Raw genomic sequence first — 24,817 nt, 5'->3', positions numbered from 1 at the left:
GGCGCGCGCGCTCCAGCAGCAATATAGCCGATCGAATGTGAAGAGAAAGCAGCAAAGCCTCAGCCGCCGACCGGAAGCCGAAGGGTGAACTGGGCGCCGCCATGCTCGCGGTTGACCGCCGCGATGGAGCCGCCATGCTCGCGGGCGATGGCGTAGGAAATCCACAAGCCGAGGCCGGTCCCCTCGCCCACGGTCTTGGTGGTGAAGAAGGGCTCGAACATCTTGTCGAAGGCGGCGTCGGCGATCCCGGCGCCGTTGTCGGCGACAACGATCTCGACCTCGCCCCCCGAAAGCGCCGCCCGCACCTCGATCTGCTGATGCTTGCGCCCGCGCACCGCGTCGAGGGCGTTGTCGATCAGATTGACCACGATCTGGTGGATCTGGCCCTCATTGCCCCAGACGGCCAGCCCCGGCGCGACCTCGACGTCAATCCTGGCGTGGTTCTTCTTCGCCCGCGCCGCCCATTGCGTCGCGGTGGTCAGAATGCGTTCGACGTCAATCCTGTGCGCCTCCTGGGTGCGGTTGAAGGAAATGCGGCGCAGGTTCTTGACGATTTCGCTGATCCGCTTGGCGCCTTCGAGCGTGCCCTCGATCAGCGGCTCCAGATCGGCGAGGATGGAATCGACGCGGTATTTTCGGCGCAATTCGCCGCCCTCGCCCGCGTCCAGCCGCTCCTCCTCGGCGAAATAATCCGCGAGCGTCTTGCGGTAGCGGTCCAGCACATGGACATTGCCATAGACGAATGAGATCGGATTGTTCAGCTCATGCGCCACGCCCGCGACGAGGCGGCCGAGGCTTGCCATTTTCTCCTGTTCGATCAGCTTGCGTTGCGCTTTCTGCAATTCCAGATGCGCGCCGTGCAGGGCCTGATAGGCGCGGCGCAATTCGCCGATCGGCCGTCCGGTGAGCACCGAGCCGACGCAGCGCCCCGAATGATCGAACCGTCCGGAAAAATTGATCGCCATGACGTCGGATGGCCCGCGCGCGGTCAGGAAATGCAGTTCGCAATCTGTCGCCCGGGCTCCGGCGTCCCCGCGCGCGCCGGCGCAGAGGTGGCGGCGCGCCTCGTCATGATCCGGCGCGCCGACGAGATCGAGGAGCGGGCGGCCGACGAGTTCCGCCTCGGCCTGCCCCAGCAGCGCGACAAAGGCGGGATTGGCCTGAAGCACCAGCCCGTTCTCGTCGCAGACGACCAGAATGTCAGAGACCGAGGCGATGACGCTGGAGATGAAGCTTTGCGCCTCCTCCAGCTCCGCGTTCTTGCTTTCGAGATCGGCCTCGTAGCGCAAGAGATCGGAATAAACTTCATCGACCCTTTTGACGACGTCGCGCCAGACCGATTCCTGATTGTCGGTCAGTTCGGTCTCCAGCCCCGATCCGGTGAGGGCCAGAATATTATCCGGGCGGTCGCGGCGCTCACCCGTCATGGCTCACATCCTTGCGCAGGTCGTAGCGCTCGATCTTGGCGCGCAGGCCGACCCGCGACAGGCCGAGCCGCTCCGCCGCCCGGCTGATATTGCCGTCAAGCTCCGCGAGCGCCCGCGCGATGATCGTCCGCTCCAGCGCCTCGACCTGATCCTTCAACACGTCGCCGCCATTGCCCTCGGGCGCCAGGCGAGGCCCCTCGGCGGCGCCGATACGCCGGGAAAGCAGGTCCGGGCCGAGCGGGGCGTCCTCGTCGGACATGGCCACCATGCGCTGAATCTCATTGCGCAGTTCACGGATATTTCCGGGCCAGTTATAGGCGCGCAGCCGCGCCATCGTTTCGGGCGCGAAGCCCGGAACCTTGCGGCGAAAGGCCTGATTGACCTCGGCGAGAAGATTGGCCGCGATCTTGGAAATGTCGCCGCTGCGCTCCGCGAGGGACGGCAGGTGGATCGGAAAGGCGTTGAGCCGGTAGAACAGGTCACGGCGGAAACGCCCCTCCTCCATCTCGACTTCCAGATCGCGATTGGTGGCCGAGACGACGCGCACGTCGACTTTTCTGGAGCGCGTAGCGCCCAGGGGGCGGATCTCGCGCTCCTGCAGCACGCGCAGCAGCTTGACCTGGAAGGCGGGCGAGGTTTCGCCCACTTCGTCGAGGAATATCGTGCCGCCGTCCGCCAGTTCGAACAGGCCGATGCGGTCCTGATAGGCCCCGGTGTAAGCGCCCTTCTTGCAACCGAACAATTCGCTTTCCAGCAATTCGTCCGGCAAGGCGCCGCAATTCTCGACCACGAATGGCTTGTCGCCACGCGCGGAGCCGAAATGGATGGCGCGCGCCAGCAATTCCTTGCCCGCGCCCGAGGCGCCGGAGATCAGGACGGAAATATCGTAACGGGTCGCCCGGCGCGCCAGCGACAGCGTCTCCACCATCGGGCCGTCCGGCTCATGGACGATGCGGTCGAATTCGAACATCCGCCGCTGCTCGCGCCGCCGGTCCGCCAGCACGCGATTGAGCGTGTCATGCGAAGGCTTCGCGTCGGCGCCGAGGCCGCCCGGCTCCTTCTGCATGCGATAGAGCTTCACCGCGTCGCGCACGCACTCGATCAGCTTCTCGGGATGCCAGGGCTTGGTGACATATTGATAGATGCCGGCTTCGTTGACGCCGGCGATGATGTCCTCGGATTCCGAAAAGCCGGAAATGATCATCCGCACCGGATCGGGCCAGGTCTCGCGCACGCGCCGCAGGAAATCCACGCCCGTCTCGCCCGGCATGCGCTGGTCGCACAGGATGACCTGAACCAGATCGCCGGCGAGGATAGCCTCGGCCTCCTGCGCGTTCTGCGCGCAGAGCACGTCGAATTCCTCGCTGAGCACGCGATGCAGGCTCTCGCGCGAGCGCAATTCATCATCGACGATGAGGACCGCGCCGGACGGATTCATGATGTCGATCCCCTGCGAAGCGGCCGCGCCGAGCGGTGCGGCGCCAGATGCAATGGCGTGCGCGACTTGACGACTTTTCGGATGAAATTATGCCGCGCGACGTGATAGCTGGGATCAAAGCCCCAGAAATTGCGGCGCATTCTTTCAAGCTCCTCGGCCCGATAGGCGGCCAGAGGCTTCACGGCCTCGTCGCGCGTCCGCGCTGCGTTCTTTTCTCCCAGCCGCCGCGCGAAATCTTCCGACGCGACAAGCGATTGAGCAAAGACATGCAAGGACGCCACAGCCTCGGTCGGGTCCTCCGGCAAGATTCCATCGATCAGTTTCAACCTCAAGGCCTCCTGCGCTCCGATGGGCAGGCGGCCTTGAGAAATAGCCCGCGCATGGACGGCGCCGACGCGGCGAGGCAGCAGATAGGTCCAATATTCCGAGCCGTAGAGATTGCCCATATCCTTGTAATGCGGATTGAGGATTACGCCCTCGCGCATCAATACGAGATCGGCGGCGAGGGCGAGAAAGACGCCGCCGGCGCCGGCGTTGCCGCGCAAGGCCGCGACGACCAGACGATCCTCGATTTCCAGCAGAGCGCGGACGCAATCATTCATCGCCTCAATATTGCGCCACGATTCATCCGCCGCGCTCGCCGCCGCCTCGATCAGGCCCAGATGAAGGCCGTTCGACCAGTAATCCGAGCCTCCCATCAGCACAAGCGCCCGGGCCTTGGCCTGTCGCGCTTCGACGATCGCCGCTTGCAGCGCGCGGCAATCCTCAACGCCCATCGCGCCGTTGTGGAAAGAAAAATACAGATAGCCGACGTCGCCGACCTGCTCGTAATGAATGTCCGTCCGGCGGCGAGCTTCGGGCAGTCCTTCCGCCCGCCCGGACAGCAGAAATGTGGCCGGCAGCTTCAAGGCGCCCACGCGCGGCTCGCGCAAATGGCCAATCCACAAGGCGCCGTCACGCGCGGCGACGGCCACCGCCTTGCCGCAGCGCGCCAGCAGTTCGCCGGGCTTTCCCGCGAGATCGGGTGCGGGACGCGCGTCGAAGCACAGAAAGTCACCGCCGCCAATTTTCGCCGGCGCCCCAGGAGAGCCGTCGGCTGAACGGATTTTCCGCAGCGCGTCCGCGACACTATCGGCGGCGAAATCGATCTGCCGATCCACGCGCAGGCACGGCGGCCGCATCGGCCCGATCCGTTCCGGCGGCGCCGGACGTTTGTCGCCGCGGAGAAGGTCGAGCGCCTCGAACAAACATTGGACCGCGCCCCGCGTCACCTCGTGACGATAAAGACTGGATTTCGTCGCGGCGCGCATCGCGAATTTTCTGAACGCCCAGACGGGGCCGGCGTCAAGTTCCGCCGTCGCCTCGAGCAAGGTGACGCCCCACTCCTCGCGCCCTTCCAGCAATGCCCAGTCGAGAGCCGAAGGCCCGCGATCGCCGGGCGGACCGGGATGGACCACGAGGCAAAGGGTCTGCCTCAAGACGTCCGGCGGAATGGCGCGTTTCAGGAAGGGCGCGAGGATGATGTCTGGCGCGAAAAGCGCCACCGCTTCACGTAAAATATCGTCGGAAATGTCGAATTCGACGCTGACTTCCTCCCCGCGTTCGCGCAATTCGACAAACAGCCTTTGCGTCAGGCTGTTGAACGAATGGCAAAGCAACAGGATCCTCATTTTCGCGTTCGCTCAACAAATACGCGGCAATTGCTCGCCGGACAGCCAGTCGACGATGCGCTCGCCGCCGAAACTCGTGGTCATCTGCACGAAGCAATGCTCATCCCGCACGACATGGCCGATGATCGCGGCGTCGCCGCCAAGCTTATGTGCGCGCATGACGGCGAGCAGTTCGTCCGCCGCCTCCGCCGCGACAAAGGCCACGAGCTTGCCCTCGTTCGCCACATAAAGCGGATCGAGGCCTAGCAGCTCGCAGGCCGCCGCGACTTCCTTCTTGATGGGCAGCGCGTCTTCCTCGATGCGAATGCCGACGCCCGATTGATGCGCGATCTCGTTTAGAGTCGCGGCGAGGCCGCCGCGCGTGGGGTCGCGCATCAGGCGCAAATGCGGGCCGCAGGCGCCGACCATATCCGCGACCAGCCCGTGCAGGGCGGCGGAATCCGACAGGATCTGCGTGTCGAATTGCAGGTTCTCGCGGCTCGACATGATGGCCACGCCATGGTCGCCGAGCGAGCCGGACACGAGAATGGCGTCGCCGGGCCGCGCCTTTTCCCCGGAGAGATGCAGCCCCTCCGGCGCCATGCCGATCCCGGCGGTGGAGATGAACACGCCGTCGGCCTTGCCGCGCTCGACGACCTTGGTGTCGCCCGTGACGATTTTCACCCCCGCCTCGCGCGCCGCCGCGCCCATGCTTTGGGCGATGCGTTGCAGGTCCGAGAGAGGAAAGCCCTCCTCCAGAATGAAGCTGGCGGAAAGATAGAGCGGCCGGGCGCCGGCCATGGCCAGGTCGTTGACCGTGCCGTGAACCGCCAGTGAGCCGATGTCGCCTCCGGGGAAGAAAAGCGGCGAGACGACATAGCCGTCGGTAGTCATGGCGAGGCGGCCCGCGGACATGTCGAACACCGCCTGGTCATTGCCCTGCGCCAGCAGGTCATTATCGAAGGCGTCGCGGAAAATATCGCCGATGAGCTGCGCCATGGCGCGCCCGCCCGAGCCGTGGGTCAGATCGACGCGCCCGTTCTTGAGGTCGAGCTTCCGGCTCCTGAGACGCGGCGCGTTCATGAGGCCTGCCTTTCCTGTTTGGCGTCGCGAAACCGGCCATAGGTCCAATGCGCTGCGCAGGAGCCCTCGGACGACACCATGCAGGAGCCCATCGGCGTTTCCGGCGTGCAGAGAGTGCCGAACAATTTGCAATCCGTCGGTTTCTTCACGCCACGCAGGATAGCGCCGCATTCGCAAGCCGGATTGTCCTTGGCGGGAACGGTGCGGATGTCGAAAACCTTCTCGGCGTCGAAGGCGGAAAACTCCTCGCGCAATTTCAAGGCGCTGTAGGGAACCTGCCCCAGCCCGCGCCATTCGAAGGTATCGCGCAATTCGAAAATGCGGCTGACCATGTCCTGCGCCTTGAGATTGCCCTCCGGCGTGACGGCGCGGATATATTCATTCTCAACCTCGTAGCGGCCGTCGTTGACCTGCCGCACCAGCATCAGCACGGCCTGCATTACGTCGAGCGGTTCGAATCCCGCGATTACAACCGGCTTCTGGAATTCCTCGGCGAAAAATTCGTAAGGCCCGGCGCCGATCACCACCGAAACATGGGCGGGGCCGATGAAACCGTCTATCCGGATCAGGCCCAACTCGCGCACATCCGGGCTTTCCAAAATATTCTGGATCGCCGCGGGGGTCAGGACGTGGTTGCAGAAGACGAAAAAATTCTTCAGCCCTTCGCTCTGGGCGTTCAGCAAGGCAATGGCGGTCGGCGGCGTCGTCGTCTCGAAGCCGATCGCGAAAAACACAACCTTGCGCGCGGGTTCTTCGCGCGCGATGCGCAGGGCGTCGAGCGTGGAATAGACCATGCGAATATCCGCGCCCGCCGCCTTGGCCTTCAGCAGGCTCATGCCATTGGAGGACGGCACGCGCATAAGATCGGCATAGGTGCAGAGCGTGACGTCCGGGCGCTGCGCCAGCTTGATGGCGTCGTCCATGCGCCCCACCGGCAGCACACAGACCGGGCACCCTGGCCCGTGAATCATGCGCACATTCTCCGGCAGCAGATCCTCCAGCCCATAGCGCGCGATGGCGTGGGTGTGGCCGCCGCAGAACTCCATGAAGCGATAGGATTGCTCGGGCCGGGCCTCGGCGCGGATCGTCGCCGCTATGGCGCTCGCGAGCTTGCCGTTGCGATATTCGTCGACATATTTCATGCGCCCGCTCCCTGAAGTTGCCCGGCTTCCGCCAGCAGGGCGAGAGTCGCTTCCGCCTCCTCCGGGTCGATCTTGTTCAGCGCATAGCCGACATGCAGGATGACATAATCGCCCGCCTTCACGTCATCGACCAGAGCCAGCGAAATTGTCTTCCGCACGCCGTCGAGCGTGACGCGCGCCATGTCGCCCTCGAGCAATTCCGTCACTTGCACTGGAATGGCCAGGCACATTTTTTCTCTCCCGTTTATCCACGCCGCAGACTCAGCCAGCCATCAGGACCGTCCGCGCCAAGGCGGCCTGACCCAGCGAAAGCCCGCCATCATTGGGCGGCATTTTTTGCGCCAGCAGCGGTGTGAAGCCCTTGTCCCGCAAAAGGCCCGCAAGGTCTTCCGCGAGAATTCTGTTCATCAGGCAGCCGCCGCCGAGCGCGATTTTTTCGCCTGGCTTGGCCGAAGCCGCGAGCCATGCGCCCAGCCCTTCGATCAGCGTTCCGTGCAGAAGTTCCGCGCCGTCGCGCGCGTCCGGACGGGCATCGATGAAATGCGCGAGCAGCGGCGCAAAATCCACAATGGCGGCGCGCAGGACATAGCCGCCATGCAGCGCGTGCGGCGCGCGGACCAGAGACTCAAGCCGCATCGCCGCCTGCCCCTCGAAATCCTGACGTTCGGCAAAGCCAAGCAACGCGGAAGCCGCATCGAACAGCCGGCCAAGACTGGTCGTGGCGGGCGCGAGCCGCGCCGCGAATATCTTCGCCAGTTGCGCCGCCTCCGCCTTCCCAGCGAAATAACCCGCCGCCTCGTCCAGCCGCCCAAGCGCGGCGAAGGCCGCGATCCCCATGCGCAAAGGCTCGCGCGCGGCGCGATCCCCTCCGAACAGAGCCAGAGGCGCGACGTGGCCGAGCCGCGCAAAGCCGCCGCGCCCGTCGAGCCGCAAGGCCTCGCCGCCCCAATTGCCGCCATCCTCGCCAAGACCGTGGCCGTCGAGCGCCGCGCCATACAGCGCGCCGGTTACGCCATGTTCGGCGCCGATGGCCGCGACATGCGCCGCATGATGCTGAAATCGCAGCACGGGCGCGCCACTTTGCTCGGCGAAGCGTGTCGAGAGGTAATCGGGATGAAGGTCGCAAGCGGCGGCCTCGGGCTTCACATCCAGCAGCCGCAGCAGATGCGCCGCGCTCTCGCCATAGAAGCGAAAGGTCTCGGCGTCCGAGAGATCGCCGACATGCTGGCAAACGAAAGCCTCGCGGCCCCGGGTGACGGTTAGCGTCGCCTTGAGATGGCCGCCGCAGGCCAGCACGCTGGGGCCATCCGCGCCAAGGTCGATCGGCTCCGGCACGAAGCCCCGCGCACGGCGCAGGAAGGCGGGCGCGCCATCGACGAACTGCATGACGCTGTCATCGGCGCGCACGACAATGTCACGGTCGTGGGTGACGACGAGGTCGGCGATGTCCGCGAGTTTTTCACGCGCCTCCGCATTGTCCTTGATGAGCGGCGCGCCGCCCGGATTGGCGGAGGTGGCCACGAGAGCGAAATCCTGAGCCAAATTGCGCTCATGGATTTGCCGCGCGCCGCCAGCCGCGTGGAACAGCAGGTGATGAACCGGCGCGTAAGCCAGCATCACGCCCAGCCGCGCCATCCCGGGCGCGACGGCGTCGGGAAGTTTCCTGAGGCTCTCGACGAGCACGATGGGATGGGCGGGCGACCGCAGCAGCTCCAGCTCGTCCGCGCGCGGTTTGGCGAAAAGCGCGACGGAGGCCTCGTTGGCGACCATGATTGCGAAAGGTTTGGCCTCGCGATTTTTCCGCGCCCGCAGCCGCGTGACGCTTCCGGCGTTGCTCGCGTCGCAAAGCAGATGAAAGCCGCCAATTCCCTTCAGCGCCACGATTTTTCCCGCGCGCAAGGCGGAGGTGATTTCCATCGGGGAATGCGACAGGCGCGGGCCGCAGCGCGGACAGGCGATCGGCTCGGCGTGGAAGCGGCGGTTGGCGGGGTCCGCATAGTCGCGCCCGCAATCGGCGCAGAACTGAAAGCCCGCCATCGACGTCTGCGCGCGGTCGTAAGGCAGGCGCCGCGTCAGCGTATAGCGCGGGCCACAATGGGTGCAATTGACGAAAGGATAGAGATGAAAGCGGCTCGACGGATCGAACAGGTCGTCGAGGCATTTCTCGCAGGTTGCGGCGTCGGCGGGAATGCGCGTCCGCGCAGGGCCGGAACGCGTGGACTCGATAACGAAATTCTTGTCCCCGCGCAGCGCGACCGGCTCGATCTCCATTGCGTCAAGTCGGGCGAGCGGCGGCAATTCGCGCCGCAGGGCCGCGACATAATTTGCCGTTTCCGCGCCTTCGACCTCGAGCGTCACGCCCTGAGCGTCATTGCGCACGAAGCCGCCAAGACCATAGCGCGCCGCCAGCCCGAAGGCGAAAGGACGGAAGCCGACGCCCTGCACCGCGCCACGCAGGCGCAGACGCAGGCGCGTCATTTCCGTCTTCGCCTCGGCCGGAGCGGCGTGCATCATCCCGCCTTCCGCGCTTCAGCCTTGCGGCGGGCCAGATCGGAGCGCGCCAAGTTGGAGCGCGCTTCGACCCAGGCGTAGAAAGCGGCGAGACCCTCGCCCGTTTTCGCTGAGACGATCAGAGTCTGAAGGTTGGGATTGACCCGCAAGGCGTGGGCGATGCAGGCGCCGACGTCGAAATCGAGATGCGGCAGCAGGTCCGACTTGTTCAGCAGCATAAGGTCGGCAGCGGCGAACATATCGGGATATTTGGCCGGCTTGTCCTCGCCCTCGGTAGTCGAGAGCAGCACGACCTTATGCGCCTCTCCGAGATCGAAAGCGGCCGGGCAGACCAGATTGCCCACATTTTCGACGAACAGCAGCGAATTGTCGGCGATATCGAGCGTCTCCAAAGCATGGCCGACCATATGGGCGTCCAGATGGCAGCCCTTGCCGGTATTGACCTGGATCGCCTTGGCGCCGGTGGCGCGGATGCGCTCCGCGTCGTTTGAGGTCTGCTGGTCGCCCTCGATCACGGCGATGGCGTGCTTGTCCTTCAGATCGTTGATGGCGCGCACCAACAGCGACGTCTTGCCCGATCCGGGGCTGGAGACGAAATTGAGCGCCAGCACGCCCTTGCGCCCGAAATAGCCGCGATTTTCCTCGGCGTAGGACCGGTTCTTGGAGAGAATGTCGCGTTCGATCTGGACGATGCGCTCCTGGCTCATGCCGGGCACATGCACGCCCGCAAGGCCCGCGCCATAATCCAAAGCCTCGCCGCCGGCGCCATGGGAATGATCGTGGTCATGGTGGTGGTGGTCATGGTGGTGGTGGTCATGGCCGTGATCTTGGTCGTGATCATGGTCGTGGCCGTGATGATGGTCATGATCGTGATGGTGGTGGTCGTGATCATGCGCGTGGGAATGGTCATGATCGCCATGCGCATGGGAATGCGAATGGCCGTGCTTGTCGCCTTGGCCCTTGTCGCCATGGGCCTTGTCGCCCTCCTGAGTCGCCGTCCCGCATCCGCAAACCGTGCACATTATTCGACCTCCAATTCCTTGACGCGCATTTCGTCGCCGCTGGTCATCTGCACCTTGTAGCCGCCGCATTCGGGGCAGGCGCCGAAGCGTTCGACGAGCGCCACGCTTTTTTCGCAATCCAGGCACCAGCCCTGCCCCGGCGTGCGGACGATTTCCAGACGCGCGCCCTCCGCCAGCGTCCCACGCGTCACCACGTCGAAACAGAATTCCATCGCGCCCGGCTCGACGCCGGACAGCGTCCCAATCTCCAGCCAGACCGTCTTGACGCGCGCAAAACCTTGGCGGCGGCCCTCCTCGCATAAAATTTCGACAACGCTTTCGGTCAGCGACATTTCATGCATCGTCTTCGTCCAAAACTTCGGCGCAAGCGCGAATGCAGGGGTCGAAGACGAAAGCCAGCCGCTCGATCCGCCGCTTGGCCGCCGCCCCCGCGCCGATCCGCGCGCCGCGCAGCAGTCGGGCGAAAGGCCCTTCGGGATGAAAATTCCATTCGGTCGGCGCGACGATGCGATAATCCGCTATCCGGCCGGCGCTGTCGAGCCGCAAGGCGTGATAGAGCCGTCCTCGCGCGGAATCGACCGCCGCGAAGCCCCAGCCTGACGCATCGCCTTGCGCGCCAAGCAGCCCGTCCGGCGCGGCGCCGCCAGCCAGAAGCGCGCGGATGCCGTCGAGCGTTGCCGCCATATCAACCCGGCGCGCCGCCAGCCGCGACGCCAGGCCGCCGCCCGGCGCCTGTTGGCGCGCGGCGGCTCCGGTTTCCGCGCAGCGGCCCGGCAAAGCGGGCGCGCGCGAAAAAACAGTGTCGCGGGTCATCGCTTCAAACACGGCTGCGTCATCCGCCGCGCCAAGGCAATCCGGCCCCAGGGCGGCCAGCTCCCAATTCGACTCGTCTGCAAGGACCTCGGCTTGCTGGCGGACGAACATGTCGTCCAGGCCAAGCAGGGCGGCGGCGAGCGCATCGATCCGTTCAAGCGCGCCATCCGTCTGAGGAAAATCCCGCAAAGCCTTGAGCGCCAGGCGCAGGCGCGAAATATCCTGAGGCGCGGGAGGCGCGTCGCCCGGCCAGTCAAGCAGGCTGGCGCGAAGCATCTCACCCAAACGCTCGCACAGAAGTTTCAGCGCCCGCTCTCGCCGTTGCGACGCGCCCGCCTCGAAGCCAAACGCCGCCTCGCCCGCCGCCTGCGCGGCCAGGGATTGCGCCATTGGGCACAGCGAGAACAGTCGCCCGGCGATCGTCGCGGCCTCAGCCGGAGCGAGGCCGATGAAAACCGGCGAAGGATCGGCGCGCGGCGAAACGATGTCGATATCCGCGACGAAGCCGCCACGCAGCTTTGCGCGCAACAGCAGGTTTGCCGGGACCGCGCTCACGACGTCGCCTCCGGCGCGCGAAAACCGCCGCGAAAGAAGGCGCGCCGGTCCAGTTTGGCCGCGGGAGGCTCCGGCGGCGGCGCGGGCGGCGTCAACATTAGCTCGAAAGCCGCCTTCGCCGTCGCCAGCGCCGCCTCCTGATCTTCAAAATCCTGCATTGGCGAAAAAAGAGAGCACATCAGCAGCCGGTCGAAGCCATCAAGCTTCGCCGCGAGACATTCCACCATGCCGCAAGGCAGGACAAGGCTTTGCGTCTCGCCTGGCAAGGCGGCGACCGGGGCCGCGCCGGCGAGCGGCGACGCGACAATATTCATGAACCAGGGCGTGACGACGATGCCCAAGGCCCAATCTCCGCAGGGCCGGAAGCCCGTGCTGGCGACGGCGAGATTTTCATTGCAGATCGGCACATCCTTCATCGCTCGCGCCTGGACGCCGCGAAAATGCGCTTCCAGCCCTTCGGCGAGCCGCGCGCATTCCTCGATGCGCGCAGTTTCATTCATTTTCGCCGAGCCTCATGAAGCGCGCCTGCGCCGCGTCGCAATTGGGGCAGCGCCAGTCTTCGGGCAGAGCCGTGAATGGCGTGCCAGGCGGGATCTGCCACACGCTGTCGCCCTGCGCCGGGTCATAGACATGCCAGCAGACGCCGCATTCCATTTTCGCATCGTCCTCGACATTCCGCTGTTTGCCGAAGTTCTCGAAGCCGGTCATGCGAAATAGGCCTCCTCAATCTCGCGCAGGCGCTTGGCGCTGTCGCGGAAATCCTCTTCCGCCGCGCGAGCCGCCGCGGGCGCGTCGCCGATTTCGAGCGTGTCGAGGATGATCTCGTCCATGGCGTTGAAGAATTGCACCGACCAGACATTCATGGTCGCCGTGGAGAGGATGCGGCAGGAGCCGTAGCCTTTCGAAATCAGCCGGACCGAACCGGCGCCGAGGCATTTTTGCAAATGGCTCATGTCTTCCGGCGACATCGGCAGCAGCGAGAAGGTGATGGTATGGGTCGGCTCGCCGGTTTTATGCGCGGCGGAGCGGCCCGCGATCTCCGCCAGCAGCGGCATGACGTTCATTGCGCCGGCGGGCGGCTCGCCGGCGTCAAGCGGCTGGCAATTGACCAGAGCGGCGCGGCGGGCGATCTCGGGCAGGCTCGACACTTCGAGATAATCGGCGAAAAGCTTGCCCTGCAGGTTCGTGAAGCGAACGCGCCACAGGCCCGCCATGACGGATTCCTGAATCTGCGCATCGACGCCATCAGGCAGCGACACCAGTCCCGTCACCTCGCCCTCGCCAATCACATCCTCGATCAGCAGGATTTCTTCGGCGGAAAACTCGGTGAGGTCGAACAGTCGGCCCTGCGCGTTTTCAGCTTGCGTCTCGAGCGCCGCGACAATTTCCGGCAACATCTTGCTGACGCGCGGGCAGGCCCGGATCAGATTTTCCGCCTTGCCGGTCGCCAGCAGCGAAAGCCTGCGCCGGCCCGGCGCCTCGTCCAGCACGTCGCCGCCGATCGGCATCACGGTCATGGCGTCTTCGGCGCCCTCGGGCGCAACCCAAAATCCCGCTTTCATCGCTCAAGCTCCCTGCGAAAAGGTGAATTGCGTTTTCGGCTTGGCGGGCGCGCTCAGCACCGGAGCCTGCGGATCGAGCGCCGCTTCGATCTTCTCAACATAGTCCGACCAGTCGAGGATTTTCGGCAGGACGCCGACCGGCTCGGTTGCGCGCGTGACGCAAAGCGAAGGCAGGACGAAGATCTGGAAGCGGCCCTTCAGTTTGGCCTCGGCCTCGGGCGCGACGATCGCGCCGCGCAGCCGTCCGGAGAAAGCGCGCAGGATTTCGGGCAGCACCGCGGCCACGTCCGAGCTTTCCGGACGCGGGGCGGCGGCCCCCGAGAAAAACAGCAGGGCATTGGGACATTCGCCGGCCGCAGGGGCGAGAAAGGCGTCGACATTGGTCTCGTCGACCAAGGGAAGGCTGGTGCGCTGGATCAGCGCGTCCAGAAAGGGCGCAGTCATGGCGTTTCCTCTTGTTCGCATTTTTTCGCCGCTTTGGGCGCAGTTCCGTTCAGTTCCGCAAAAACGGCGCCAAAGCCGGCGAAAAGGAAATGGCCAGCAAATGGCAGGTTTTCTTGCGCCTGGGCCGCCAGCCGTGAATTTCGCATGGCAGGTATGTTTGCACAAGTGTATGGAAGCTTTTCAGCCTCTCAGCGCAAATGTTCCGGCAATTGCGGCTCGCGGTCGATCAGATCCGCAAAGGCTGAATCGAAATCCTCGCCGCGCATCGCGGCGGCAAGGCCATCGAGGGCCTGATCGATCAACGCCGCCTCATCCGCCTCGAGCACGCGCACGGCGGTATCGATATGAACGAGAACCTGGGCGCCGATGGGCTGCGCGCCGAGCAGCAGCATCGAGACGCGCCGCTGCTCGGCGCCGCGCTGGCAAAGCGCCGAAATGTCGTCGCCTTCCAGAATGCGCATCGGAATGCCCAGGCACATGGCTTGTTTTCCTCTGCCCGCCTCAGGCGGCGCCAAGCATCCAGACGCCGGTCATGGCGACCAAGGCTCCGGCGATGCGGGCGAGACTCTTGCTGTGGCGGAGCATCGAGAGGCCGAGGCCGACGCCCTGCAGGATCAGACTTGCCGCAACGAAGCCGCCGAAGAACTGCGCCTGGCTCGCTGCGGCGGGCGCCTCGGCGCCATGGGCGAAGCCGTGGCACAGGGCGAACAGCCCGACCAGAGCCGCGGCGGGCGCGACGGGCATCTTGACGTCAAAGGCCAGCAGCAGGCCCAGAGCCACGACCGAAGCGGCAATCCCATATTCAACGAGCGCGGGCGCCTCGGCATGGAAGCCCAGCGCAGCGCCGACCACCATCAGGGCGGCGAAAACGCCCGGAAGGACGAAGCGCGCCCGGCCCACGAACTGGCCGGCCCAATAGCCGACGGCGATCATGGCGAGCAGGTGATCCGCGCCGGTGAAGGGATGGATGAAACCATCCTCGAAGCCAGCCGCATGCAGCCCCGGGTGAGCCGACGCAGCGAAGGGAAATGCAGCGAGCGCGCCGGCCAGCGCGGCGGTTTTCAGCCGGGTCTTCAACAAGCTCTTCATCTCATCCTCCCGTGCGGACATTGGCCATCCGCGTCTCGTAATTCTGCATGTCGATGTCATTGGCGAGCAGCGGCTCGACCGCTTCGCCGGGGGCGCGCAAGCGACAGGGCGCGCCCCATTGTTCGAGAATGACGGCGGCGAGCTCCGCCGCCTGGACCAGCCGATTGCGCACGGGCGGCGTAAGCGGCCCGCCCCAGTCTTCGAGATCGAGCGGCTGGCAGCCGATCAGGGCGAGCTTCTTGGGATAGCCGCCCATCAGATCTGCGGCGGAGAGCACTTCCTGAAAGCCGGTCTGATGCAGACTCATCTTCTTGGCGCCGGTGAATTTCGGCACCTCGTCGCCCTGTACGATCTTCAGCGTTCCCGGCGCCAGACCGTAATCAATCGCGTCGAACACCAGCAGATAATCGGCCTCCTGCACGAATTGCACGAGGTAGAGTCCCTGCGTGCCGCCGTCGAGCAGGCTGACGTTTTCCGGCGCGGCATAGAGCGTGTTGAAGGTCTCAAGCACGCGGACGCCGAAGCCTTCGTCCGCCCAGAGAATATTGCCGATGCCGAGGACGAGGATTTTCTTGGGGGAGCGCGCGTCCATCTCAGACTTCCTCGTCGCGGAACTGGCGTTCACCGGAGATCATAGAGGAGATCATCGACTGGCGCGACATGATGTCCTCGCGGACCGCCGCATAAATATGCAGGACCGTGAAACATACCAGCGCCCACATGCCGAGATGATGATAGGTGTGGACATCCTGGCTGTTCGGAAAGATCGAGAATACCCAGCCGAACGCCTTGTATTGCCAGGAACTGCGTCCCGCGCCTTCTGAATAGAGCGCGAAGCCCGTCACGATCATGAACAGCGTGCCCAGCGTGAAGACCAGGAACATCATGGTGTGGGCGAGCGGATTATGCCCGACATATTGCCTGGGGTATTTTTCCAGAAAGGCGTACCAGCGGATTTCGTGCAACACGCCCTTCCAGAAATCGCCGCGCCAGAACGGGATGTAGAAGATCTGGGCGGAATGGGCGTTGCCGACGAAAGCCCAGTAGATGCGCAGCAGGAAGCCGACCGCCATGACCTGGCCGGCGGCGAAATGCGCGAAACGGATATAGCCCATCTGGAAATGCGCGCTGGCCTCGCCCGTGACGCTGTCCGGCGGCGTGCCGATCAGGTAGCCGGTAATGAACAGGGTCACCATGGCGAACGCATTGATCCAGTGCCAGATGCGCACGGGCGCCTGATAGACATAGACGGTGCGGCGCGCGACCGTTTTTTCGCCATGCGAGTCCGAAATATCGTTGACCTGCGTAATAACATTCATCGCGGCCTCCCCAACTTATAATGTTTTTGCCGTCGCCCTTCTCCCCCTAGCCCGTCGACAGACGGGCCTCCTCACGAACGCCTGGGGCGGGAGAAGGTGGCTCGCGCCAAAGGCGCGAGACGGACGAGGGGCTATGCGCCGGCACGAACCTCTCATCCGGCGCCAAAGCCCGTCGAGAGACGGGCGTCTTTCGACGCGCCAAAGCCCGTCGAGAGACGGGCGTCTTTCGACGCCCTTCGCGCACCACCTTCTCCCGCCATAGCCCGTCCTTGGACGGGCGTCTTTCGACGCCCTATGGGGAGAAGGATATCGGCCTCAGCGCACCTGGACCTTGGTCATTTCCTGGCCGTCTTCGCTCATGACATGGGTCGAGCAGGCGAGGCAGGGATCGAAGGAATGCAGCGTGCGCAGGATCTCGACCGGCTGGTTCGGGTCGGCCATGGGGGTGTCCATGAGCGAGGCCTCGAAGGCGCCGATATTGCCCTTGGGATCGCGCGGGCTGCCATTCCAGGTGGTCGGCACGACCGCCTGGTAGTTCTCGATCTTGCCGTCCTTGATCTTGATCCAATGCGCCAGTGCGCCGCGCGGGGCCTCGGTGAAGCCGATGCCCTTGACCTCTGACGGCCAGGTCTTCGGGTCCCACTTGTCCACATTGGCGGTGGAGCTGTCGCCGTTCTTGATGTTGGCGATCAGCTTGTTCTGGAAATGCCGCATCTTGTAGCCGGCCCATTGCGATTCCAGCGCGCGCGCCGCCGTACGGCCAAGTGTCGAGAACAGCGCGTTCAGCGGCAGGCCGAGGTCCTTCAATAGCTTGTCGACAGGTTCCTTGAACTCCGCCTTGTTCTGGGCGTAGCCGACGGTCCACCGCGCGAGCGGCCCGACCTCCATCGCGTTGCCTTTCCAGCGCGGCGACTTGATCCAGGAATATTTGGCGCTCTCGTCGAGGCTCTCGATATTGGTGCGCGTCCCCTTGGTGTTGGGGCCAAGCTCATAATGCGGATCCGTTATGCCGTCCCAGGGATGAAGCCCCTTGGTCTCGTCCGGATATTTGTACCAGGAATGGGTCACGAACTCCTGGATCTCATTCGGGTCGCGGTGATTGACGGGGTGAATCTCATTGAGATTGCCGTTGATGATCGCGCCCTGCGGCAGAAGCAGATTCGCTGGCGAATAATCATTGGCGTTTTCCGGCAGGTCGCCATAGGCCAGCACGGATTTGCTCGACAACCCGCCGCCATAGAGCCAGTCCTTGTAGAAGGAGCCGATCGCCATGACGTCCGGAATATAGACCTGATCGTTGAATTCTATCGTCCGATCAATGATTTCCGTAATGTAGTTCAAGCGCTCCATATTGATCGCGCCGACGCCGCCGATCCCGTCCACATTGATCGGACACGGCACGCCGCCGACCAGCCAGTTCGGATGCGGGTTCTTGCCGCCGAAAATGGTGTGGACCTTCACAATTTCCTTCTGGAAATCGAGCGCCTCGAGGTAATGCGCCACCGCCATCAGATTGGCCTCGGGCGGCAGCCGATAGGCCTTGCTGCCCCAATAGCCGTTCTTGAACGGGCCGAGCTGGCCGGATTCCACGAAGCGCTTCAAACGCCCCTGCAAATCGCGGAAATAGCCCGGCGAGGACAGAGGCCACGGCGAGAGCGACTGCGCCAGCGCCGAGGTCGCCTTCGGATCGGCGGAAAGCGCCGAGACGACATCGACCCAGTCGAGCGCATGGAGGTGGTAGAAATGCACGATATGGTCATGCACCTGCAGCGCGAGCTGCATCAGGTTGCGGATCGAATTGGCGTTTTCCGGGATCTTGATCTGCAGCGCGTCTTCGACCGAGCGCACCGATGTCAGGGCGTGAGTGCCAGTGCAGACCCCGCATATCCGCTCGGTGAAGGCCCAGGCGTCGCGCGGGTCGCGGCCACGCAGGATGACCTCGATGCCGCGCCACATCGTGCCAGTGGAGACGGCGTTGCGGATGACATTGTTGGAATCGACGTTCACTTCAACGCGCATATGGCCTTCGATGCGCGTGACCGGATCGACGACGATGCGCTTGCCGGAGTTATCGAGATTGAAACCGTTCGGAGTCTGGACGCCCATGGGTGTTTCCTCGGATTTTGGTTGTTAGCCGGCGCGTTGCCCGCCGCGAGACGGGCGTCTGGCCGACGGAAGCGGGGGAGGTCACCTCCGCCGGCCCGCAATTGACGACTGCGCTCAGGCCTTTGGCGGCGCCTTGTCGTCATGCTTGACGGTGACGCGGCCGAGCGCGGTGACGGCGGCATGGGCCGCGATGCCGACGCCCACCACTGCAGCGGCTGTCAGCCCGATCTTGTCGGCGTTGGATTCGACGCCAAAATGGTTGATGTTGGAGAGGCGCTCGTAGAACGGCCCCTTGTCCCAGAACCCGTCCTCGGAACAGCCGATGCAGCCGTGGCCGGACTGAATGGGGAAGGACACGCCATTGTTCCAGCGGACCGTCGAGCAGGCGTTATAGGTGGTCGGACCCTTGCAGCCCATCTTGTAGAGGCACTTGCCCTCGCGCGCGTTCTGGTCGTCCCATTGCTCGACGAACTGGCCCGCGTCGAAATGCGGACGGCGATAGCATTTGTCGTGGATGCGCTGGGAATAGAACATCTGCGGCCGGCCCTGCCGGTCGAGTTCGGGCAGGCGTCCGAAGGTGGTGATGAAGGTGACGACCCCGGTCATGACCTCGGCGATGGGCGGGCAGCCCGGCACCTTGATGATCGGCTTGTTGGTGATGACCTTGTCGATCGGCGTGGCCTGGGTCGGGTTCGGCTTGGCGGCCTGGACGCAGCCCCAGGAGGCGCAGGCGCCCCAGGCGATGATGGCGGAGGCGTCCGCCGCCATTTCCTTCAGCTTCTCGACGAAGGGACGACCGCCGTCGATACAGAACATGCCGTCTTCGTTGAGCGGCGGATTGCCTTCAACAGCAAGGATGTACTGGCCCTTGTACTTTTCCCGCGTCTCCTTGAGGATCGCATCGGCCTGATGGCCCGCCGCCGCCATGATCGTGTCGTCGTAATCGAGCGAGATCATCGACAGGACGACGTCCTTCACCAGCGGATGCGCGGAGCGGATGAAGCTCTCCGAGCAGCAGGTGCATTCAAGGCCGTGCATCCAGATCACCGGCACGCGCGGCTTGGTCTCCAGCGCATTCGCCACATTCGCGGCGCCGGTCGCGCCGAGGCCCATGCTGGCGGCGGTCAGGCTGCAGAATTTTGTGAAACTCCGGCGCGTGATCCCCTGTCGGCGGATCACATCGTAAAATGTCTCGGCAACGGACATATAGCGCCTCCCCTTTTCCCTTGGTCTTATTCGCCGCGCCTTTCGAGGCGGGCGGTTGGGGAGAGGTTGGCAAAAAGGGCGCCAAATGTGACGAAAACGAAATATTTCTATTTTTCCGTTTTATTTCAATTAGTTGAATCGTCAAAGCGGGCGGGTGCTTCTGCTCGCCACCGGTTCTATATGGAAAGTCTTTTTCCGGTGCGAAAAACTGCTTTGCAGCACTGCCATCAATGCGCCGTGCAAACCATGCAGGGGTCGAAGGAGCGCACGACATGCTGGATCACCGGAGCCTTGGCGCCGGCGGCGCCGACATCCACCCCGACCAGCGCCTGTTCCAGCGGCCCGGGAACGCCGCGCGCGTCGCGCGGCGAAAAATTCCAGGTCGTCGGCGCGACGATCTGATAGCGCTGGATCACGCCCTTCTCGACGCTCAGCCAATGGCCGAGCGCGCCGCGCGCGGCCTCGACCATGCCGATGCTCTCGCCGTGAAGCGGCGCGGGACCATGTTCGGAAAAGCTTTCCTTGAGCCGGATCTCGCGCGCCCAGCCTTCCGCCGCCAGCGCCAGCCGCGCGATCTCGATCACCCGCGCGACGACGCGCACGAAGACATTCGTCCCGCCCGCTTGAGCGATGAGCGCACGGATGAGCGGATCGCCCGCGACCGCCTGCCGCGCGACGGCGCCGGTTTCCGCTGGCTCGCCAGAAAGGCGCGGCGCCTTGGCCCAGGAATAGGCGTTTTCCCGATCCGCGTCCGGCTGCGTCACGGACCTGGCCGGATCGGCGGCGCTGTCGCGCATATAGGAAAAAGCCACGTCCTCGCCGATCGCCCCGATCGGCAGAGGCCGAGCCTCCGACGCGCCCGGATCGAACAGGCCGGCGGGGAACAGGGCGCCTTGAGCGCTGTGATAGGCGCCGAAGCTGATGAGCGGCAGGGCCACGGCGCCGAGCGTTTCGAGCCGCAGGCTCTCCGCCACCCGAAGGAAAGCGGCGAAATCGCCCTGCCCTTGGGAAAAATCCGCCAATTGCTCCGGCGTCGCAATGGCCGCCACTTGTTCGAGCGGCGCGGCGAAAAGGCTTCTTTCGAGAAAGGCGCGGAAATCGCTCAGGATGGCGATCAGCCGCATCTTCTCGCCGAGATCGAGCGCGCGGGTGACGCCGCCGGGCTGGATCGCCAGCGAATGCGGCCATTTTCCCGCGATCAGCCCCATCACATGCAGCAGCCTTGCGCGGGCGGGCAGAACCTCCTGCGCCGCCGCGCCCGACACAGCCGTGAACCGCGCCGCGACCGGGGCGAACCAGCCCTCGCCGGCGTAAGACGCGCGGGCGAAATCGGGCATGAAGAACAGATAGAAATGGGTGAGATGGTCGGCGATGTTCTCCGCCGCGTGGGCGATATTGGCCGCCAGCACGCCATTGGGCGGCGGCTGCACGCCGCTGATCCCACGCAAGGCGGCGGCAGCCGCCATGCTTTGCGACAGCGAGCAGATTCCGCAGATGCGCGGCGCGATGGTCAAGGCGTCGGCGGCGAGGCGCCCCACCAGAATCTGCTCGAAACCCCGGTAAAGCGTCGTGGCGACGCGCGCCTGCGCAACCCGGCCTTCCGCGATGTCGAGCGTCAGTTCGAGATCGCCCTCGACGCGGTTGAATGGCCCCACGATGAGACGCGTCATTTGCCGCGTCTCGGATTTTCAACGATGCGGTCGGCCTCGGCGTTTTTCCGCACGCGCTCGGGCGTGGCGGATTTCGACAAGGCCGCAAGCGTCATGAACCAGGCCTTGGGCATGTCGAGCGGCAGGCCGACCGGAATGCCCGCCACCTTGGGCGTGACATGGAAATTGCGCGTGTTCTCGAAATTCGGTGCGGTGCAAGAGATGCAGGCGAAGCCCGCATGGGTGCAGGAGCCGCCGCCGTTCCAGGCGCGCTGGTTGCAGTCGCCGATGGCCTGCGTCGCCTTGCAGCCAAGATGCTCCATCATGCAGCCGCGCTCCGAGAGCACGCGGGCGCTGGCCTTGAACTCATAGAACTCGTTGCGCGAGCAGCCATGATGCGCGAGATGCGCGGCGAAAAACTTGGGCCGGCCCAGAGCGTCGAGGTCATCCGCCGCGAGATCGCCCATCGCCAAAGCCTGAAACGTCTCCATCATCCAACCCGGATGCGGCGCGCAGCCCGAGACATTGATCACCGGCAGGCCGCTCGCGGAACGATAGTCGCGGCCAAGCGCCCCGCCAGGCTCGGCGCCGTCGTAATGCAGGCCGCAGGCGTCCGTCGGGTCCGGGTCTCCCGCCGGAATGCCGCCATAAGCGGCGCAACTTCCAACGGCCACGCAATAGTCCGCACGCGCCGCGAGGCTGCGCGAAATGTCGAGCAGGGTGCGGCCCGTGCCGGACATGCGATTGAATTTCCCCGTGCCATGAGGCCCGCGCAGGATCGAGCCTTCGATGCACAGGATATCCAGCGGCGTCTCGCCGCTCTCGACGCGGGCCAGAATGTCCAGCACCTCGTCGCCCGTTTCCTCGCTCACGCTCGGATGCCACAGGAGATTGATGCCGAAGCTCTTCAATTCGGCGAACCAGCCGGCGGCGCCGTGCTCCAGCACGGCCATGGTGCAGCCGCCGCAAGAGCCGGCCTGAAGCCACAGAAGATTTTTGGGTGCAGGGCTCATTCTGCTGACCTTCGCCGGAATGTTTCCAGATTACTATAGCCCCGGAGGCGAAGGAATGTCGCCCCATTCGAGGGGGAGGAAAAACATGGACCCGAAAAACCTGTTGCGCCGCATGTTCGACGCCGCCATCGCCGCCGCGCAGCCCACGCTCTGCATTCCCCCGCATCTGCCCGCGCCGCCCAAGGGGCGCACCATTGTCATCGGCGCCGGCAAGGCCTCCGCCGCCATGGCGCGGGCGCTGGAGGACAATTGGTCGGGGCCGCTCGATGGCCTCGTCGTCACCCGCTTCGGCTATCGCGTCCCTTGTGAACGCATCGAGATCGTCGAGGCCGCCCATCCGGTGCCGGACGAAGCCGGCCTTAAGGCGGCGGAGCGGATCGCCGACATGGTGCGCGGCCTGACCAAGGACGATCTCGTCATCGCTTTGATTTCGGGCGGCGGCTCAGCCTTGCTCGCAGCTCCGGCGCCGGGCGTGACGCTGGCCGACAAGCGCGCTTTGAGCGCGGCGCTGCTCAAGAGCGGCGCGACCATTTCGGAAATGAACTGCGTGCGGCGGCATTTGTCGTCGCTCAAGGGCGGACGACTCGGCGCCTTGTGCGCACCGGCGCGGGTCGTGGCCCTGCTGATCTCCGACGTGCCCGGCGACGATCCCATCGACATCGCCTCGGGTCCGACCGTTCCCGATCCGACCACCTGCGCCGACGCCCTCGCCGTACTGGCTCGCTATGACATTTCGCCGCCCGCGCACATAAGGGCCATGCTGGAAAGCGGCGCGAGCGAGAGCGTGAAGCCCGGCGATCCGCGGCTCGCGCGCAGCGAAGCCGTTCTGGTTGCCACGCCGCTCGCCTCGCTGGAGGCGGCGGCCGGAATCGCGCGCGCGGCGGGCTATGCGGCGCATATTCTCGGCGACGGCATTGAGGGCGAGGCCCGCGAAGTCGGCAAGGTCTTCGGCGGATTTGCGCGCCACGTCGCGCTGAAGGCCGAGCCCTTCGCGCCGCCTTGCGTGTTGTTGTCAGGCGGCGAAACCACCGTGACCGTGCGTGGAAAAGGGCGCGGCGGGCGCAATGTGGAGTTTCTGCTGTCGCTCGGCCTGACGCTCGGCGGCCTGCCCGGCGTTTACGCGCTGACGGGCGACACGGATGGCGTGGACGGCATGGAGGACATCGCAGGGGCTCTCCTCGCGCCGGACAGTCTGGCCCGCGCCCGGGCGCTGAAGATCGATCCGCTCGCGGCTCTGGACAACAATGACGGCCACGGCTTTTTCGAGGCCTTGGGCGACAGCGTCGTCACCGGCCCGACGCTGACCAATGTCAATGACTTCCGGGCGATCTTGATTGAAAAGGCCTGAACGCCTTTGGCGGGGCGGAGGGATCGCCCTCCCGCCCCTGATCGAAATGCGCCCATGCGCTGTTCAGACCGGAAAAGCTTCCGGCGAGACGCCGCAGGTTTCCAGGAACTTCCTGATCTGTAGAACCTCGGCTTTCGGCAAGCTGTGGTTGTTGCGGTGGAAGGACGCCTTATGCCCGTTGAGGGAAACCTCAATCTTGCTGCCATTCTTGGTTTCGACATCCGCGCCGAGTTCGCCCAGCACGTGGCTGACGTCGTTGACGTCAATATTCGTGCTCACGGGATGAGCAAAGAGCGACTGCAGAATTTTACGATGATGATGATTCACGCCCAGCCTCGGTTGGTTGAAATGATGGCGCGACTCTACGCCGGGACAACAAGGCGGCCATGACCTGCATCAATGTGATTTATCGCGCGATTTCAGCGCAGACATGACCGGATGGCCTTCGGAAACGCCGTCCGCGGCGGCTGCAGCGTTGGTTTCTGTGCTATAAGTGGGCGATGGCTGGAATGGCAGGAGTGGCAGGGCTCGAACCTGCGACACCCGGTTTTGGAGACCGGTGCTCTACCAACTGAGCTACACTCCTGCATGCGCGTCTTTCGACGCGGCCAGCGGTGTTCTCTTAGCCGCAATGAACTCGCTCGCGCAAGCCCGCCGGGCGAGAAATGAACCAAAAAAGCGCTTCGCCCCTGCCCAAGCCTTGCGCCGATCCTGAAAAAGCGAGCCCCGCCGAAATGGCGGGGCCGCAGGCAAGGCATGGGGCCAAAACCCCTTGCAGGGCGCTAGTGGCGGCGCTCCATGCTCTCCCCCGCCGCGGGCAGACCAACGGCGTGGATATCGCCGCCGATATAGGCCTGTACGATCGCGTGCGTGTCGAGATATTCGCGGAAAGACACGACCTTGCCGCCGGTGATTCGGAAGAAATGCGCCCATTCATCGTCGAAACGGCCGCCGGACCGCTTCATCCGCCCTGTCGAATGGCCCAGCACGACGACGAAATTGATCCCGACGTAAAAATCGCGCGGCGTAAAGCTCTCGATTTCGACATTTTCCGCCAGTTGGGAGAAATAGGCCCGGATCTCGCGGAGGCCCTTGCGCTCGCCACCCCAGGGCAAGAGCGCCGGATCGGCGTTGGAAACCCATTCGATGTTCTGGTCCGCCCCGGCCAGGATCTTGTCGATGTCGCCCTTCAGGAAGGCGGCATAGAGCGACTTGACGAAGTCAACATGGTTCATGGCGAGTTCTCCTTCATTCGGGGAAGGCTCTTGCGCCGCAAAGGCCCGGGCAGGTCTCCGCCCGCGCCCGCGTCGCCTCGGCCGGAAAGCTATCACCCGAAGGATATATCGCCCAATCAAAGCCCCGTGATGGCGGAACGCAAAAAGAAAGGGAGCCATAAATGGCTCCCTTTCCATAGACTTACAATAAGTCTTTAAATGATCAC

25 protein-coding genes and 1 tRNA gene are annotated in these 24,817 nt (G+C 64.6%); 1 reads left to right on the top strand and 25 read right to left on the bottom strand.

Annotated elements, in window-relative coordinates; translation table 11 throughout:
* Positions 1–59 precede the first annotated feature (59 nt).
* From QM467_RS16805 to QM467_RS16700, 22 genes are all read right to left on the bottom strand, one after another.
* Complete coding sequence (locus QM467_RS16805) at positions 60–1,427, bottom strand: sensor histidine kinase (protein ID WP_283367493.1); 1,368 nt, start codon at positions 1,425–1,427, stop codon at positions 60–62.
* Positions 1,417–2,865, bottom strand: a complete 1,449-nt coding sequence (locus QM467_RS16800; RefSeq protein ID WP_283367492.1) for a sigma-54-dependent transcriptional regulator — start codon at positions 2,863–2,865, stop codon at positions 1,417–1,419. The genes QM467_RS16805 and QM467_RS16800 overlap by 11 nt, the downstream gene beginning before the upstream one ends.
* Positions 2,862–4,535 (bottom strand): enoyl-CoA hydratase-related protein, encoded by a 1,674-nt coding sequence (locus tag QM467_RS16795; protein ID WP_283367491.1) that lies wholly within the window; start codon positions 4,533–4,535, stop codon positions 2,862–2,864. The genes QM467_RS16800 and QM467_RS16795 overlap by 4 nt, the downstream gene beginning before the upstream one ends.
* Positions 4,536–4,547: 12 nt before the next feature.
* Positions 4,548–5,597 carry a hydrogenase expression/formation protein HypE gene (gene hypE / locus QM467_RS16790; protein ID WP_283367490.1) on the bottom strand — a complete coding sequence of 350 codons (1,050 nt, stop codon included), beginning with the start codon at positions 5,595–5,597 and terminating at the stop codon, positions 4,548–4,550.
* Positions 5,594–6,739: a hydrogenase formation protein HypD gene (gene hypD, locus QM467_RS16785; RefSeq protein ID WP_283367489.1), complete on the bottom strand. Its 1,146-nt coding sequence runs from the start codon at positions 6,737–6,739 to the stop codon at positions 5,594–5,596. The genes hypE and hypD overlap by 4 nt, the downstream gene beginning before the upstream one ends.
* Positions 6,736–6,969 (bottom strand): HypC/HybG/HupF family hydrogenase formation chaperone, encoded by a 234-nt coding sequence (locus QM467_RS16780; protein WP_283367488.1) that lies wholly within the window; start codon positions 6,967–6,969, stop codon positions 6,736–6,738. Before QM467_RS16780 ends, hypD begins: the two co-directional genes overlap by 4 nt.
* 31 nt (positions 6,970–7,000) lie before the next feature.
* Positions 7,001–9,253 (bottom strand): carbamoyltransferase HypF, encoded by a 2,253-nt coding sequence (gene hypF / locus QM467_RS16775; RefSeq protein WP_283367487.1) that lies wholly within the window; start codon positions 9,251–9,253, stop codon positions 7,001–7,003.
* Positions 9,250–10,272: a hydrogenase nickel incorporation protein HypB gene (hypB, locus tag QM467_RS16770; protein ID WP_283367486.1), complete on the bottom strand. Its 1,023-nt coding sequence runs from the start codon at positions 10,270–10,272 to the stop codon at positions 9,250–9,252. The genes hypF and hypB overlap by 4 nt, the downstream gene beginning before the upstream one ends.
* Entirely contained in the window at positions 10,272–10,613 is a 342-nt protein-coding gene (gene hypA, locus QM467_RS16765; RefSeq protein ID WP_283367485.1) for a hydrogenase maturation nickel metallochaperone HypA, read from the bottom strand. The genes hypB and hypA overlap by 1 nt, the downstream gene beginning before the upstream one ends.
* Entirely contained in the window at positions 10,606–11,640 is a 1,035-nt protein-coding gene (locus QM467_RS16760; protein ID WP_283367484.1) for a nickel-dependent hydrogenase large subunit, read from the bottom strand. The genes hypA and QM467_RS16760 overlap by 8 nt, the downstream gene beginning before the upstream one ends.
* On the bottom strand, positions 11,637–12,140 hold the full coding sequence (hybE, locus tag QM467_RS16755; RefSeq protein WP_283367483.1) for a [NiFe]-hydrogenase assembly chaperone HybE: 504 nt from the start codon (positions 12,138–12,140) through the stop codon (positions 11,637–11,639). Before hybE ends, QM467_RS16760 begins: the two co-directional genes overlap by 4 nt.
* A complete protein-coding gene (locus QM467_RS16750) occupies positions 12,133–12,348 on the bottom strand; it encodes a rubredoxin (RefSeq protein WP_283367482.1) in 216 nt (71 codons plus the stop codon). Before QM467_RS16750 ends, hybE begins: the two co-directional genes overlap by 8 nt.
* Positions 12,345–13,202, bottom strand: coding sequence for a hydrogenase expression/formation protein (locus tag QM467_RS16745; protein WP_283367481.1), 858 nt, complete (start codon positions 13,200–13,202; stop codon positions 12,345–12,347). The genes QM467_RS16750 and QM467_RS16745 overlap by 4 nt, the downstream gene beginning before the upstream one ends.
* A 3-nt stretch (positions 13,203–13,205) precedes the next feature.
* Positions 13,206–13,646 (bottom strand): hydrogenase accessory protein, encoded by a 441-nt coding sequence (locus QM467_RS16740; RefSeq protein WP_283367480.1) that lies wholly within the window; start codon positions 13,644–13,646, stop codon positions 13,206–13,208.
* Positions 13,647–13,834: 188 nt separating this feature from the next.
* A complete protein-coding gene (locus QM467_RS16735) occupies positions 13,835–14,125 on the bottom strand; it encodes a HypC/HybG/HupF family hydrogenase formation chaperone (RefSeq protein WP_283367479.1) in 291 nt (96 codons plus the stop codon).
* A gap of 22 nt (positions 14,126–14,147) precedes the next feature.
* Positions 14,148–14,735, bottom strand: a complete 588-nt coding sequence (locus tag QM467_RS16730) for a HupE/UreJ family protein (RefSeq protein ID WP_283367478.1) — start codon at positions 14,733–14,735, stop codon at positions 14,148–14,150.
* A 1-nt stretch (position 14,736) separates the two neighbouring features.
* On the bottom strand, positions 14,737–15,327 hold the full coding sequence (locus QM467_RS16725) for a HyaD/HybD family hydrogenase maturation endopeptidase (protein ID WP_283367477.1): 591 nt from the start codon (positions 15,325–15,327) through the stop codon (positions 14,737–14,739).
* Between the two features lies 1 nt (position 15,328).
* A complete protein-coding gene (gene cybH, locus QM467_RS16720) occupies positions 15,329–16,054 on the bottom strand; it encodes a Ni/Fe-hydrogenase, b-type cytochrome subunit (protein WP_283367476.1) in 726 nt (241 codons plus the stop codon).
* A 315-nt stretch (positions 16,055–16,369) separates the two neighbouring features.
* Positions 16,370–18,160 carry a nickel-dependent hydrogenase large subunit gene (locus tag QM467_RS16715; protein WP_283367475.1) on the bottom strand — a complete coding sequence of 597 codons (1,791 nt, stop codon included), beginning with the start codon at positions 18,158–18,160 and terminating at the stop codon, positions 16,370–16,372.
* Between the two features lie 114 nt (positions 18,161–18,274).
* The gene (locus QM467_RS16710) at positions 18,275–19,366 is read right to left on the bottom strand and encodes a hydrogenase small subunit (protein WP_283367474.1); all 1,092 of its coding nucleotides are present in this window, start codon (positions 19,364–19,366) and stop codon (positions 18,275–18,277) included.
* A 227-nt stretch (positions 19,367–19,593) separates the two neighbouring features.
* Positions 19,594–21,036: a nickel-dependent hydrogenase large subunit gene (locus tag QM467_RS16705; protein WP_283367473.1), complete on the bottom strand. Its 1,443-nt coding sequence runs from the start codon at positions 21,034–21,036 to the stop codon at positions 19,594–19,596.
* On the bottom strand, positions 21,033–22,028 hold the full coding sequence (locus QM467_RS16700; RefSeq protein ID WP_283367472.1) for an NADH-quinone oxidoreductase subunit B family protein: 996 nt from the start codon (positions 22,026–22,028) through the stop codon (positions 21,033–21,035). Before QM467_RS16700 ends, QM467_RS16705 begins: the two co-directional genes overlap by 4 nt.
* Positions 22,029–22,113: 85 nt before the next feature.
* Here QM467_RS16700 and QM467_RS16695 point away from each other — a divergent pair, with 85 nt between their 5' ends.
* Positions 22,114–23,376, top strand: coding sequence for a glycerate kinase type-2 family protein (locus QM467_RS16695; protein ID WP_283367471.1), 1,263 nt, complete (start codon positions 22,114–22,116; stop codon positions 23,374–23,376).
* Between the two features lie 63 nt (positions 23,377–23,439).
* Here the strand turns inward: QM467_RS16695 and QM467_RS16690 are convergent, their stop codons facing one another.
* From QM467_RS16690 to QM467_RS16680, 3 genes are all read right to left on the bottom strand, one after another.
* Positions 23,440–23,655, bottom strand: a complete 216-nt coding sequence (locus QM467_RS16690) for a hypothetical protein (RefSeq protein ID WP_283367470.1) — start codon at positions 23,653–23,655, stop codon at positions 23,440–23,442.
* Positions 23,656–23,886: 231 nt separating this feature from the next.
* A tRNA-Trp gene (locus tag QM467_RS16685) sits at positions 23,887–23,962 on the bottom strand.
* Between the two features lie 196 nt (positions 23,963–24,158).
* A complete protein-coding gene (locus QM467_RS16680) occupies positions 24,159–24,611 on the bottom strand; it encodes a nuclear transport factor 2 family protein (RefSeq protein WP_283367469.1) in 453 nt (150 codons plus the stop codon).
* Positions 24,612–24,817 lie beyond the last annotated feature (206 nt).

Source organism: Rhodoblastus sp. 17X3 (assembly GCF_030056575.1).
Taxonomy (GTDB): Bacteria; Pseudomonadota; Alphaproteobacteria; order Rhizobiales; family Beijerinckiaceae; genus Rhodoblastus.
The sequence above is the reverse complement of the archived record's forward strand: the minus strand, read 5'-3'. Positions and strand labels throughout refer to the sequence as shown.

Coding starts and splice junctions, on each gene's coding strand:
- hybE (WP_283367483.1), bottom strand. CDS start 12,140: ATGAATGAAACTGCGCGCATCGAGGAATGCGCGCGGCTCGCCGAAGGG.
- QM467_RS16805 (WP_283367493.1), bottom strand. CDS start 1,427: ATGACGGGTGAGCGCCGCGACCGCCCGGATAATATTCTGGCCCTCACC.
- QM467_RS16780 (WP_283367488.1), bottom strand. CDS start 6,969: ATGTGCCTGGCCATTCCAGTGCAAGTGACGGAATTGCTCGAGGGCGAC.
- QM467_RS16710 (WP_283367474.1), bottom strand. CDS start 19,366: ATGTCCGTTGCCGAGACATTTTACGATGTGATCCGCCGACAGGGGATC.
- QM467_RS16795 (WP_283367491.1), bottom strand. CDS start 4,535: ATGAGGATCCTGTTGCTTTGCCATTCGTTCAACAGCCTGACGCAAAGG.
- QM467_RS16730 (WP_283367478.1), bottom strand. CDS start 14,735: ATGAAGAGCTTGTTGAAGACCCGGCTGAAAACCGCCGCGCTGGCCGGC.
- hypA (WP_283367485.1), bottom strand. CDS start 10,613: ATGCATGAAATGTCGCTGACCGAAAGCGTTGTCGAAATTTTATGCGAG.
- QM467_RS16680 (WP_283367469.1), bottom strand. CDS start 24,611: ATGAACCATGTTGACTTCGTCAAGTCGCTCTATGCCGCCTTCCTGAAG.
- QM467_RS16705 (WP_283367473.1), bottom strand. CDS start 21,036: ATGACGCGTCTCATCGTGGGGCCATTCAACCGCGTCGAGGGCGATCTC.
- QM467_RS16695 (WP_283367471.1), top strand. CDS start 22,114: ATGGACCCGAAAAACCTGTTGCGCCGCATGTTCGACGCCGCCATCGCC.
- cybH (WP_283367476.1), bottom strand. CDS start 16,054: ATGAATGTTATTACGCAGGTCAACGATATTTCGGACTCGCATGGCGAA.
- hypD (WP_283367489.1), bottom strand. CDS start 6,739: ATGAAATATGTCGACGAATATCGCAACGGCAAGCTCGCGAGCGCCATA.
- QM467_RS16735 (WP_283367479.1), bottom strand. CDS start 14,125: ATGTGCCTGGGCATTCCGATGCGCATTCTGGAAGGCGACGACATTTCG.
- QM467_RS16800 (WP_283367492.1), bottom strand. CDS start 2,865: ATGAATCCGTCCGGCGCGGTCCTCATCGTCGATGATGAATTGCGCTCG.
- hypB (WP_283367486.1), bottom strand. CDS start 10,272: ATGTGCACGGTTTGCGGATGCGGGACGGCGACTCAGGAGGGCGACAAG.
- QM467_RS16715 (WP_283367475.1), bottom strand. CDS start 18,160: ATGGGCGTCCAGACTCCGAACGGTTTCAATCTCGATAACTCCGGCAAG.
- QM467_RS16700 (WP_283367472.1), bottom strand. CDS start 22,028: ATGAGCCCTGCACCCAAAAATCTTCTGTGGCTTCAGGCCGGCTCTTGC.
- QM467_RS16740 (WP_283367480.1), bottom strand. CDS start 13,646: ATGACTGCGCCCTTTCTGGACGCGCTGATCCAGCGCACCAGCCTTCCC.
- QM467_RS16750 (WP_283367482.1), bottom strand. CDS start 12,348: ATGACCGGCTTCGAGAACTTCGGCAAACAGCGGAATGTCGAGGACGAT.
- QM467_RS16725 (WP_283367477.1), bottom strand. CDS start 15,327: ATGGACGCGCGCTCCCCCAAGAAAATCCTCGTCCTCGGCATCGGCAAT.
- QM467_RS16745 (WP_283367481.1), bottom strand. CDS start 13,202: ATGAAAGCGGGATTTTGGGTTGCGCCCGAGGGCGCCGAAGACGCCATG.
- hypE (WP_283367490.1), bottom strand. CDS start 5,597: ATGAACGCGCCGCGTCTCAGGAGCCGGAAGCTCGACCTCAAGAACGGG.
- hypF (WP_283367487.1), bottom strand. CDS start 9,253: ATGATGCACGCCGCTCCGGCCGAGGCGAAGACGGAAATGACGCGCCTG.